The organism is Ichthyenterobacterium magnum (genome assembly GCF_003610635.1).
Taxonomy (GTDB): Bacteria; Bacteroidota; Bacteroidia; order Flavobacteriales; family Flavobacteriaceae; genus Ichthyenterobacterium; species Ichthyenterobacterium magnum.
Genome location: NZ_RAQJ01000001.1, coordinates 1 through 12,837 on the forward strand (window position 1 = coordinate 1; position 12,837 = coordinate 12,837).

Annotated in this window: 10 protein-coding genes; 4 read left to right on the forward strand and 6 right to left on the reverse strand. The window is 30.7% G+C overall.

Annotated features, from left to right (window positions below; genetic code table 11):
- The coding region (locus tag BXY80_RS00005) for a choice-of-anchor L domain-containing protein (RefSeq protein WP_120199175.1) at positions 1-5,334 on the reverse strand (5,334 nt) is incomplete at its 3' end.
- Between the two features lie 268 nt (positions 5,335-5,602).
- Here BXY80_RS00005 and BXY80_RS00010 point away from each other — a divergent pair.
- Positions 5,603-6,055: a J domain-containing protein gene (locus BXY80_RS00010; RefSeq protein WP_120199176.1), complete on the forward strand. Its 453-nt coding sequence runs from the start codon at positions 5,603-5,605 to the stop codon at positions 6,053-6,055.
- Here BXY80_RS00010 and BXY80_RS00015 read toward each other — a convergent pair.
- From BXY80_RS00015 to BXY80_RS00035, 5 genes are read right to left on the reverse strand one after another with little or no spacing between them, the layout of a single operon-like run.
- Positions 6,047-6,802 (reverse strand): LytR/AlgR family response regulator transcription factor, encoded by a 756-nt coding sequence (locus tag BXY80_RS00015; protein ID WP_120199177.1) that lies wholly within the window; start codon positions 6,800-6,802, stop codon positions 6,047-6,049. The genes BXY80_RS00010 and BXY80_RS00015 overlap by 9 nt on opposite strands.
- Before the next feature lie 50 nt (positions 6,803-6,852).
- A complete protein-coding gene (locus tag BXY80_RS00020) occupies positions 6,853-7,185 on the reverse strand; it encodes a 2TM domain-containing protein (RefSeq protein WP_120199178.1) in 333 nt (110 codons plus the stop codon).
- Between the two features lie 21 nt (positions 7,186-7,206).
- Entirely contained in the window at positions 7,207-7,551 is a 345-nt protein-coding gene (locus tag BXY80_RS00025) for a 2TM domain-containing protein (RefSeq protein WP_120200306.1), read from the reverse strand.
- Between the two features lie 11 nt (positions 7,552-7,562).
- Entirely contained in the window at positions 7,563-8,912 is a 1,350-nt protein-coding gene (locus BXY80_RS00030) for a histidine kinase (protein WP_120199179.1), read from the reverse strand.
- Positions 8,913-8,934: 22 nt separating this feature from the next.
- Positions 8,935-9,555, reverse strand: a complete 621-nt coding sequence (locus BXY80_RS00035; protein ID WP_120199180.1) for a hypothetical protein — start codon at positions 9,553-9,555, stop codon at positions 8,935-8,937.
- Positions 9,556-9,741: 186 nt separating this feature from the next.
- Between BXY80_RS00035 and BXY80_RS00040 the strand changes: the two genes are divergently transcribed.
- From BXY80_RS00040 to BXY80_RS00050, 3 genes are all read left to right on the forward strand, one after another.
- On the forward strand, positions 9,742-11,553 hold the full coding sequence (locus tag BXY80_RS00040; protein ID WP_120199181.1) for a serine hydrolase: 1,812 nt from the start codon (positions 9,742-9,744) through the stop codon (positions 11,551-11,553).
- Positions 11,554-11,718: 165 nt separating this feature from the next.
- Positions 11,719-12,288: a Crp/Fnr family transcriptional regulator gene (locus BXY80_RS00045; RefSeq protein ID WP_162843249.1), complete on the forward strand. Its 570-nt coding sequence runs from the start codon at positions 11,719-11,721 to the stop codon at positions 12,286-12,288.
- Between the two features lie 78 nt (positions 12,289-12,366).
- Complete coding sequence (locus tag BXY80_RS00050; RefSeq protein ID WP_162843250.1) at positions 12,367-12,831, forward strand: carboxymuconolactone decarboxylase family protein; 465 nt, start codon at positions 12,367-12,369, stop codon at positions 12,829-12,831.
- Positions 12,832-12,837 lie beyond the last annotated feature (6 nt).

Genomic DNA, 12,837 nt, shown 5'->3' on the forward strand with positions numbered 1-12,837 from the left:
TAAATCTACAGTATTGTCTTCGTTATTACAAACTTCAAATGTGTTAAACGGATTTATTGCTGGTGGTAAATTAATATCTATATCGAGTGGTACCGCATTATAGCAATCAGCCACAGTGTTATAAACTTTTATATAAACCGTTTGAGGGTTAGAAATATTAATATAAGCTTCAGGTGTAGCAATTGCATTAATATCAGCATCTAAATCTAACATAGTTTCAAAATAGGTGATAACATTATCTGGGTTTATAACATCAAACAATTCTGATTCAGATTGTGTAAGATCAATAGTTGTTGTTGCATCATAATCATCATCACAATACACAAGTAAACTTGGTATATTAGGATGCTCATTTACACGTAATGCAAACTGTGTTAAGCTGTAACAATCCGTTATATTATTTTCAATTCTTACATAAATAATTTGATTATCTTCTCCAGTATATACATCAGGTAATGCAGAAATAGCAGCATTTGCATTGGCTTCATCTAAATAATAGGTTACTGTAAACTCAAGTGCATCTTGATTCCCTAAAACAGAACTTGTTTGCGAGAATAAACTAAACACATCAATATTGTCATTTGACGCATCATCACAGGTTTGCATATCATTTGGTTGATTTGCAATTGGTAAAGGGTTTATAATAAGTTCAAATGGATAAATATAAAAACAGGACGTTGCACCAAATTCAACCCTTACATAAATAGTATCACTTATGGTTTGATAGGTATAATCTGTACTTAGAGCATTATTGCTGTTTTGAGCATCTGTTAGGTTTTGATAATAACTAAACAATACATCTGTATCTTCATTAACAATAACAGATTCAATTTCATTTAAATTAAAACTGCTAGTAGGATTATCACATATCTCATACGTAGCAAACTCATTAATTGCTGGCGGAAGATTTATAATTAAATCTAAAGTAACTGTCGAATAACACTCTGCCAACGCATTATATGCTTTTATAAATATAGTTTGAGGATTCGTTAGATTTAAATACGTATCAGGATTAGTAATCATATTACTATCTGTATCTAAATCTGCTTGAGATTCAAAATATGAGATTGTAATGTAATTAGGTGTTACTGCATACAAATCTGTTTCGGCTTGTGTTAAGTCAAACTGCGTAATGCCATCATAATCTGCATCACATAAAATAATAGGTTGAGCTGGTTGCGGATGCTCATAAATTAACACATCAAATGTAGTAGTGCTATAACAACCTGTAGTATTATTTTCTATTCTAACATGAATTGTTTGTCCGTTAGCAGCATTATACATATCTGGTAAAGCACCTGTATCATTATTTGCCGAAGCATCATCAACATGATAAGTTACAGTAAACAAAGTTGAACTTTGCGTACCAAGAACAGCGTTCTCTTGCAAGCTTAAATCTATAAGCTCAACACCATCATTAGTTGCATCATCGCAAGCTAAAAATGTAGATGGCATATTTGCAATTGGTAACGGATTTACAATTAAATCAAAATCATAGGTTGTTGAGCATCCTGTTAACGCATACTCTAGCCTAACAAAAATAGTATCACTCGTTGTTAGATACGTATAATTTGTTGGTAATGGGTTTGAATTTGAATTTGCATCTGCTTGAGATGTATGGTATGAAAATACAATACCTGTAACATCATCTGTAACAACAGAATTAATGGTTGTTAAATCAAAACCACTTGTGGTATTATCACAAATCTCATAGGTTTGAAAATCGTTAACTGGCGGCGGAAGATTAACAATTAAATTAATTGGTAGTATAACATAACAGTTAGAAATGGTATTATTAATCTTTATATAAACCGTTTCAGGATTGGTGGTATTAGTATAATTCTCTGGATCAAGAATAAGTTCTGAATCGGTTTCTGCGCCAACAAATGATTCGTGGTAGCTTATTACAATATCATTTTGCCTAACATCTAAAATTTCAAATTCAGAAATAGTTAAATCAAAAACTACACTACCATCATAGTCAGCATCACACAACATTAAATCTGATGGTAAATTAACGTCTGGAACTTGAATAATATTAATATTAAATTCTACTATGGCATGACAATATGTACCATTTTCTATTCTAACAAATACTTGCTGCGGATTGGTTGTGTTGGTATAGGTTAATGGCAATTCACTAAGATCATTATCTGCTTCATAATATGAAGGATGAAATGAAATATCTAAAGTTTCTGGAATACCATTAGAAATTTCAGCTATTTGAGTATTTAAATCGAAGGTTTCGATACCATCATTGCTAATCTCATCACAAGTAAATACATCTGCTGGCGGATTATAAAGCGGCAATGACCCAACTTCTAATTCAAATGAAGATGTACCATAGCAGTCTTGATCTGTATAACTTTCTACACGTACATAAATAGTTTGCGGACTCGACGTATTTTGATATGCAGCGTATTTATCAATAATACTTGTTCGGTCTTCTGCATCTTGAGCAGTTTCAAAATAAAGTACTTGTTTATCTGGCTGACCGTTTAAAATTTCGTTGTCTTTTAAATAGAAGAAAAAATCTGCAATCTGATTTCCGTCAGCTTCACAGTTCTCAAAATTAGTAATGGGTATAAACTCAGGCAAAGTATTTATATATGTGTAGAAGCCAATTATGCTAAAGCATTCTGTAGAACTATTCTCTACTCTAACATAAATATACTGTGTTGAAGCGTTATAACTATCTGGATTTGCAATTTCGTTTTCATCATTAAATGCATTCCAATAATCCACATGATATGTAATATTTAATCCTGTAGTATTAGCAACAATTTCTGGAATTTTAGTTTCTAAATCTACTATAAACATACCATCTTGATCATCATCACAAATAATAATATCTGTTGGCTGCGTTACCGTTGGCGCACTTGTTACATTAATAGTTAGTGGCGCAATATCAAAACATCCTGTTAATGTATTGGTTACTCTTACATAAACCAATTGTGGGTTTACAGAATTATAATAATAAGGCGGAAGTATATTCTCATTATTAATGGCATCTTGCTCAGTTAAGTAATATTTTACGTTAGCTCCATTTACACCTGTACTTACATAAGTATTAAATGTGCTTAAAAATATAGATGTAAATCCATCTGTATCTTCATCACAATAATCTACCGTGCCTAAACCTTGAATATCTATATGCGGATTAATAATCAAATTTATTGTAATAAACTCAGTACAAACATCACTTATAATAGTTGCAAAAATTTGAGCTGGACTTGTACTTACAGTATAAGGTATAGCTACGTTTAATGGATTTGCATCATTATCTTGATCATCTTGAGTTTCGTAAAACGTAATTGTAAAATCATCATTTTCATTATAACCATTAACTAAAGTTTCAGTAATTTCATTTAAATCAAAATCTTCAACACCATCATCAGATACATCATCACAGACATTAAAACTACTTGTATCAAAACCTGTTTGAATAATATTTGCATGCAATTCTAAAGGAACAATAGAATAACAACCTGTTACATCATCTACAACACGTATATATACTACCTGAAACGTTTGCACTACATTCTGGTAATTTGTTGCATCTGCAATTGAATTATTTCCAGTTTGTGCATCTGTATAAAGTTCATGAAATGAAACCGAAACACCTGTAAGACCCTGTAATACATTAGCAATAACCGATGTTAAATCAAAAGTTTCAAAACCGTCCATGTCTTGCTCACAACTATTAATCCATTGGTCTTCTTGATTAACTACTGGGTTATCTAAAACGGTAATATCTATTGTCGTTGTACTTACACATCCAGTTGTAGCATCATAAACTCTTACGTATAATGTTTCACTAGTATTGATATTAGTGTAAGGCATGAAAATTTGATTGCTACCATTTTCTGCATCTTGCTGATTGTAATGATAGGTTACATAAAAATTTGGGTTATCTCCTGTAATTTCTGAATTAGCATCTGTTAAATAGATTAAAGTAAAACCGTCTGAAACTTCATCATCACAAATCTCAAAAGGACTTGGTTCATTAATTGCTGGTGCTTGATTAACCACTAAATTAAATGTTGAAAATGCTAAACATCCATTAACCGTATCTTCAATTCTAATATAAATGGGTTGCGGGCTCGACGTATTTTGATATGGATTTATAACAGGATTAACGCCATTTAGAGCATCATCATTAGTAAGGTGATAACTTATATTATAGTTTGATGGCGGAACAGATATAATGACTTCATAGTCTTTTGTTGCTAAATCAAACGTTTCTACACCATCATTACTATTATCGTCACAGAGTAGATAATCTGAAATAGTCCCTGAAGATTGTTCCGAATTTAAGGTCACTTCTACCTCATCTTCAATAACACATTGTGTGCTATTTAATTGAATGCTAATTTCTACTTTATAGGTTCCTGATTCTGTTGCTTCATACGTTGGATTAGTTTCTCCAGTAATTAAAACGCCATTTCTAAACCATTCATAAGTTGCTAAAGGATTATCTATATTTCCATCAAGCGTTACAGATTGTCCGCAAGTTGAAATATCTGGACCTAAATCTACTGATGCATTAAAGCTATTACCTTCAATAAACACTGCCGAATCATAAAACTCATCACCTTGATCTGCTATAACTAACTTAATATGGTATTGTACATTAGGTTGTATTGAAGCTGTTGCTGTTAATACAGTTGTTCTTCCGTTATAATTAGTGTCTCCAATATTATAACCTTGAAAAAAACTTTCATTTTCTGAAGGACAAAACCCAACTATTTCGTCATGAATGGTATTTGTGTTTACAGGAATTGAGGTTCCAGGGATTAAAGCGATATTTTGATATGGGTCGGTTGAAGCAGTTTCGCGAATTAGAAATGCAAAACCATCAGAGTATTCGCAAGGATTAGTTCCAAAATATTCTTCTGAAGCTAATAAGTAATTAAACTGAATTAGATTGGCTACAGAAATAAAATCAAACTCTATAGATGTTGCATTTAAAGTTCCGGTTATACCTAGTGCGTTTTCTAAATCTGTATCTGTAGTCCAATCCGTTTCTCCTTGATTTAAAACTGCATTATTTACTACATTACCAGCATCTGCAACACTTCCTGTAGTAAGCATAATACCATTTTGAAACGGAAAATTAGAAGTAGATTTTTCAAAATAACCATAACTTCCCAAACCGTTTACAGAACCATTTACTGAAGATGAAATATTTGAAATATCTACACAACCTTGGCCCAAATTACTTTCTATTAAAGCTTCAAGAGGTATCGTTTCATCTGTTGTAATTTGCTGTGAAAACAAAATATGGTTAAAACAAAAAAGCACAGCAATACATAGAAGGTAATTCTTTTTCATTTGCATAGATTGATTTTATAGCAAAGCAATTAAGTACTAATGTAAACTTGGGAGTAACAATGTATAAAAGTTTAAAATAGAAAAAAATCCCCATTAATGGGGATTTTTAAAGTTGAAATGGGCATTTATTTAGATGAAGTACATTTTATTTTTTTTAGCGGATTATTTACAAAGCTATAGCATTTTTATATATGCTTTTTTAAATGGCTTATATGCTATATTGTAACATTTTAAAATAAAAACTGACAAACATATAAAACTAGTCATTATGCTTTTAAAAAACCACTATCATCTTTTAGGTATAGAACCATCAAGTGACATTAACACTATAAAAAAAGCATTCAGAAAAGAGATTGCCATTTATCATCCTGAAAAAAACAAAACTGAAGAAGCTGCAGAGCGATTTGAAGGTTTAATACTTGCCTTTGATATTCTTTCGCATCCAGAAAAAAGAAAAACCTACGACAAATTATTAAGTGAGTCACTTACAAACAAACCCGCAGTTATAGAGCAAAAAGAAGAACAGCAATATAAAGAGTGGAAAAAAGAAGCCAAAACAAAATCTAAAAAATACAAATCTTCTTCTCTTGATGACCTATTGCTACTTGACCTATTTTTTGAAGCAGGCATACATGGTTTACTTGATAGTACAGATGGTCTTTTAGATGGAATTGGTGATGTTTTAGGAGAAGGTTTAGGTGGCGTTTTCGATTTATTCTAACCAGTTTTTAAAATCTTTAACGCGCTCTCTTGCAACAATAACCTCTTGCTCATTAAACGTATTGAGTTTTACCTGAAGCCTTGAATTGGTATAACTTATCATATCTTTTATTGCATTAATATTCACAAAAAACTTTCGGCTAGCCCTAAAAAACACTTGCGGTTCTAGTTCGCTTTCAAGATGTTCTAAACTTGTGTCTAATAAGTAATTTCTACCTTCGTTTGTAAACGCGTAAGTCCCTTTGTTTTCGCTATAAAAACACTCAATATCTTCAATATTAATGAGTTTTAGGTGCTGACCTACTTTTACAGAGAATCGCTTTTTATATTCGCGATCTATTGGATTTACCAATAACTTTTTAATATCATTAAAATCTAAAGTTACGGAGGTTTGTTTAGGTGTACGCTCATTATATTTTAATACTGCTTTTTCTAAATCTTCAGCATCTATTGGTTTAAGTAAATAATCAATACTATTAAGTTTAAAAGCCTGCAACGCGTACTCATCATAAGCTGTAGTAAAAATAACTGCCGACTTGATATCTATAGCTTCAAAAATTTCAAATGATAAACCATCACTTAGTTGTATGTCTAAAAAAATAAGGTCTGGATGTTCGTTATTATTAAACCAATCTATAGACTCTTCTACAGAATGCAGCATAACTTCTGTTTCAATATTTAAACTACTTAACATACGTTGCAAACGTCTTGCAGATGGTTTTTCGTCTTCTATGATGATTACATTCATTATTTTAATTTATTTTTTCTTCAAAAAAATTATAATTCTATTAAATAGGTTTATTCCCAAAAAGTGGTTTTTACTTCTTCTTCTTTATCTTTTAGAAACTCTTTTGCTTTTCTATCTTCCCAGTTTTTATTAAAAAGCGATTTTCTTTTAAAAACACTCCAAGCATGGATGCTAATTAAAGCTGTCCATAATACTAGAACTGTAATATTTAATGCGGTAATATTATTTGTATATGGACCACCTTCTTCAAGAATATAAAGATTATATGAGAGAAGCGCTACTACAATTGCATACAGTATTAAATGTAAATAGAACATTTTAATCCGTTTTACTTGATGCTTTGCATTTTCATAATGCTTTTTATCTTCTTTACTTAATGTCATTACTATTATAGCTTAAATTAATTATTTCCAGCTTTTATTTTCTTTGTCCATAATTTCTTTAATCTTGCGTTCTTCCCATTTTTTTCCAAAAATGAAGTCTGGCCCAAAAACACCTAAGAAATGGAAAAACAAACCAATTCCCCAGAACAAAGCTGTGGCGTAAGTTCCGAAACTAAAAAACCCGTTACTACTATTGACTCCTATTAAAATAATTAAAAATAAATTTACTACAATGTAAGATGCTAAGTGCCAATAGAATCCTTTTAGTGCATCTAGTTTTTTTCTTGCTCTTATATAAGCTTCTTCTTTACGAAATCGTTGTTGTGGCGTATCTTCTATACCTGATTCTAAATTATATCTTTCCATACTACTATTAATTAATTCCAACGTTTATCTTCTTCGTCACGCATAAATTTTTCAATTTTACGTTTTTCCCAATTACGCCCAAAAGCACCATCATTTACAAATACCCTAAAAGCTTGAATTGCTAAACCTAATCCCCAACCAAACATTGGAAACCAAAACCATTGTATGGTATGTGGCGTATATCTATACCATATAAAAATTAAAAAAGGGATTACAAAAACGTAAGATATTAAACTGTAATAAAAGCCTTTAAGTTCTTCTACATGATTACGAGCCCTTACGTAGCTCTCATCAAATTCTGTTGGTGTATGTGATTGTTTTCTCATGATTGATATTTGTTTTGTAAGCATTGGTATTGCGACTGCAAAACTTTTTGCTTGTTGATTGATTTTTACTTTTCTATTTGTTAATAATTGGTAGCGTTGTTTAATATTTTCTAAACCTACACCACTACTCTTTTTCACTATTTGTTTTGGTTGTAAATTGTTTTCTACAACTAAACTCTCACTAGTTTCATAAATCTTAATATGCAATGGTTTACTACTGGTAACCATATTATGTTTGACTGCATTTTCTAAAAGCAACTGCAATGATAATGGTACCACTTTACTTTCTGGGTTTGAAGCTTTCTCAGGAATTTCAAAAATAATACTGTCTTCAAAACGCATTTTTAAAAGTGACATATAAGTTCTTGCAAAATCTAACTCTTCATCAACGGTTATAATATCTTTGTTTTTCTGTTCTAAAACATAACGATATACTTTAGACAATGAGGTTGTGAATTTTTGTGCATTATCTGGGTTCTCTTCTATTAAACTTGTTAATACATTTAAGCTATTAAATAAAAAGTGAGGATCTAACTGATTTTTTAAAGCATCAAATTTTGCGCTTGCAGTACCAGCAATTACTTTTTGTTCTTTAAGCTTGTTCTTTTGGTATTTAGCAACAAAGTAAACCACATGAAAAATAGTTACAATGGTTAATGTAATCCATAATCCAAATGAATAGTTTCCCCAAGTTTCATTTGCAACAAACTCACTAAATGTTTTACCATTAAAAATGATTTCAGTATTAGCTCTAAGTATAAACAAACCTATTAATGTAATGATTGTAGATCCTGCAATACCTAAAGCAATGCGTTTAATAGTATCACCTTTTTTCCATGGACGACGTTCCATATAATCGAAAAAAAACATATTGGAATAGCCCAGAACAAACGAGTAAAGTTGATACACTACAAACTCAGCTAAAAACGCATTAATACCATTGAAGCGAAATCCATCTGAAAGGAAATTACCTATTAAAAAGATTAAACATCCTATAATAAAAGTGAGTATTATATTTTTAACTGATTTTGTCATGATAGCTTCTTAAGACAATTAATTATTCGCAAGATGCTAATACTTGCTCTACACGTTTTTGTCCCCATTTTGGGTGAAACGCAGTTTCTGGTTTAAAGTTAGCAAAAAGTTCTAAGGCCTTTTCTAAGTCTTTACAAAAAGGTTTAGTATCACTACCAAAATAACGTGCGCTTCCCATTCCCCATTCTGCTTTTCCTGCAACAACTCTTGGATTTTCTGGAGCAATTTCATGAGCTTTAGCATAAAGCTCTGCAATTTTACCAGAATATTTCATACCATAAGTCATGCCGTCAAAAGCAACCCAATTGGTTAATACATGTGCTTGTAACACTAATAATTCAGGATTATTTTCACTTATATGCATTGCTACATCTAAATGCTCTTGTGCTTTATCTAATTGTGCTTTAAGAATAGCTTCATCTTTTTGCTCCCAACTTTTTAAGCTATTCATTTGTGCAATATAATAATGAGGCAACCACTGTTTTGTGTCTGCTTTAGCAATACGTTCAAACATGTTTTCGGCTTCGTCCCATTTATTTTCTTCCCAAAGTGTAAATGCTTTTTGCATGCCTTTGTCAAAATTTGCTTGTGCATTAGTTATGGTTGATATAAAAAATAATGCAATAATGATAAAATGTTTCATAATGTTTCTGTTTTAATGATGAGGCAAATATCTTGTAAGACGTTCTATCTATAAAACCTTGTTTACCGAATTGTATAAATTTATGGACGAACTGTAATCTCTTAAAGATTAATATTAAAATAAGTAACTTAGTTCCGCTATTTGATACTAATAGAATAACTATTCATTATTTAATCTATCAATCATATGAAAAAATTAGTACTACTCGTTCTTAGTTTATTTTTTATTTCTTCACTAAATGCTCAAACTGACAAACGTTTAAAAGGCGTAGAAAAGGAAATGAATGCCATTTTAGAAACCGCTAAAGCTGCTGGTTTTGCTGTTGCTGTTGTTGAAGGCGATAAAGTTATTTACGCCAAAGGTTTTGGATATAGCGACTACGAAAACAAAATTCCTGTAGATACAAACACCCTATTTGCTATTGGATCTTCAACTAAAGCATTTACATCATCTGTTTTAGGAGTATTACGAGCAGAGGACAAATTGTCTTTTGATGATAATCCAAGACAACACTTACCTGAATTAGAGTTTTATAACGATGATATGAATTCTAATATCATTATAAAAGATTTAATGCGTCATAGTACAGGTTTACCAAGACATGATATGTCGTGGTATAATTTCACATCACATGATAAAGACAGTTTAATTACTCGCGTAAAATACCAAAAACCATTTACTGGTGTTAGACAACAATGGTATTATAATAACTTTATGTTTTTGGCTCAAGGCCTTATTGCAGAACGCATTACAGGCAAAAGTTGGGAAGATAATATAAGAGATCTTTTTATAAAACCTTTAGGTATGACTAGAACTAATGTCTCAATAGATGAAATGAAAACTGCTAGTAATGCAGCATTTGGTTATAACCTTAAAGATGGTGAAATTATAGAAAAAACAGATTACTATGATATTGCTGCCATGTCTCCTGCTGGAAGCATTAACAGTAGCGTTAATGATATGTCTAAGTGGTTAATTACTTGGATTAATGACGGAAAATACAATGGTAAAGAAATCCTTCCTGAAGCGTATGTAAAAGAAGCTATGAGTTCTCAAATGGTTATTGGAGCTGCCTTACCAAAAGAAGACTTAGAAAATATTCACTTTGCAAATTATGGTTACGGTTGGATGTTACAATCGTATAAAGGTCATTATCGTGTAGATCACGGAGGAAACATAAATGGGTTCTCTGCTAATGTTTGCTTTTTCCCTTCTGATGATATTGGTATTGTGGTATTAACCAACCAAAATGGATCAGCAGTTACCACTTTGGCAAGAAATACTATATCAGACCGTTTACTCGATGTAAATACTACAGATTGGGTAAAAAAACATGCAGATTTAATAGAAAAAAGAAAAAAAGCTAGTGAAGAATCTAAAAACGACAAACCTGAATCATCGAAAGTAGAAAACACTAAGCCATCTCATGTAAAACAAGATTATACTGGAGTTTACTCAAACAAAGGTTATGGTGATTTTAAAGTTGAATTAAAAAACGATTCTTTATTTTCTGAATATCTTAAAATTAAACAATATGTTAAGCATTACCATTATGACACTTTTGAGTTTATTGATGTTATAGATAATGTAGTAGACACCTCTCAAATTGGCAATGCCTTTAAAATAAAGTTTAATACTAATGCCACAGGTGATATTAGTAGCGCAGAGATAAATGTAGAACCAACTCTAGGCCCAATTGTATTTGATCGTACACCTTTAACTATTAATGTAAACACAGATGATTTACAACGCTATGTTGGTGAGTTTGATTTAAAAGGCACTACAATAAAAACCTATATTAAAAATGGTGACACACTTTATTTATTTGTAACAGGACAACCAGAATATGAATTATTAGCTACAGACGAACATAAATTCTCTTTTAAAGCTATTGATGGTTTTAAAGTAGAATTTACACCAAGTGATGATGGATCTATAAACGACATGACACTTATACAACCTAATGGTACGTTTAAAACAAAGCGTAAAGCAGAATAAATAGTTTCTTATATAGAAAAGCACCTTATCTTATAGGTGCTTTTTTAATTTATAACTTAAAATACGTAAATTTACATACTTCTTTTTTATTCAAAAAAACGAATACCTCAATTAAATAACTACATATAAAGTAGTTGACAACAATGAAATAACAAATTTATTTTTGTGAAAAATCAACTTAAAACCTACTTAAACAGATATGTCTATTTTAGCGACACCGAAATTGATTTAATCTATTCTCAACTAAAAGAAAAAACGTTTAAAAAAAAAGCGTTTCTTTTAAAAGAAAGTAAGGTTTGTAAATTCAACTATTTTATTCTCAAAGGTCTTGTTAGGTCATTCTATATTGATGAAAAAGGAAAAGAAAAAATAACCCTATTTGCCATAGACAATTGGTGGGTAACTAATACTGAAAGCTTTATTAAACAAACTCCATCTATACAATATATTCAAGCAATAGAAGAAACAACTGTTCTTTACTTATCAAAAGAAACTCTTGAAATTCTTTATAACAAATGCCCAAAGCTTGAAAGAGCTTTTAGAATAATTACTGAAAATATGCTCATAGCAAATCAACGAAAAAGTGATGTTTTTCTACAAATGAAGAGTAAAGAGCGTTACAATGATTTTGTTAAAAAACTTCCAGACTTTATTCAGCGTGTACCGCAATATATGATCGCTTCTTATCTAGAAATATCTCCCGAATACCTAAGCGAATTAAGAAAACCAAAGTAATATTAATTTCTTAAGATATCTTAACTTCTAATTGATTCTTTACTAATAATTTTGCTTAAAATGTTTAAAGAAAAACTTATGGAACGAATTACCTATCGAGATATTCCAAACGGAATGTTTGAAAACTTAAGAACTATTGAAACTTCAATTACAAATTCTTCTCTAGATAGAAAATTAATTGAAATTATTAGATTAAGAACTGCTCAAAAAAATGGCTGCGCTTATTGTGTAGATATGCATTATAAAGAATTAAAACATCTTGGAGAAACCGAATTACGTTTATCTTCATTATGTGTTTGGGAAGAAACACCATATTTTTCTGATAAAGAAAGAGCTGTATTACACTTTACAGATACACTCACAAAATTAAATAGAGGTCCAATTTCTAATACTGATTATAACTCTTTATCAAAATTCTTTTCAAAAGAAGACATCTGTTATTTAACATTGACTATTTCTCAAAGTAACACATGGAATCGCTTAATGAAAGTATTTCAGTTTACGCCTGGACATTATAAAATAAATCAATATAAAACAAACTAGCACTAA

Coding starts and splice junctions, on each gene's coding strand:
- BXY80_RS00010 (WP_120199176.1), top strand. CDS start 5,603: ATGCTTTTAAAAAACCACTATCATCTTTTAGGTATAGAACCATCAAGT.
- BXY80_RS00025 (WP_120200306.1), bottom strand. CDS start 7,551: ATGGAAAGATATAATTTAGAATCAGGTATAGAAGATACGCCACAACAA.
- BXY80_RS00020 (WP_120199178.1), bottom strand. CDS start 7,185: ATGACATTAAGTAAAGAAGATAAAAAGCATTATGAAAATGCAAAGCAT.
- BXY80_RS00040 (WP_120199181.1), top strand. CDS start 9,742: ATGAAAAAATTAGTACTACTCGTTCTTAGTTTATTTTTTATTTCTTCA.
- BXY80_RS00015 (WP_120199177.1), bottom strand. CDS start 6,802: ATGAATGTAATCATCATAGAAGACGAAAAACCATCTGCAAGACGTTTG.
- BXY80_RS00035 (WP_120199180.1), bottom strand. CDS start 9,555: ATGAAACATTTTATCATTATTGCATTATTTTTTATATCAACCATAACT.
- BXY80_RS00050 (WP_162843250.1), top strand. CDS start 12,367: ATGGAACGAATTACCTATCGAGATATTCCAAACGGAATGTTTGAAAAC.
- BXY80_RS00030 (WP_120199179.1), bottom strand. CDS start 8,912: ATGACAAAATCAGTTAAAAATATAATACTCACTTTTATTATAGGATGT.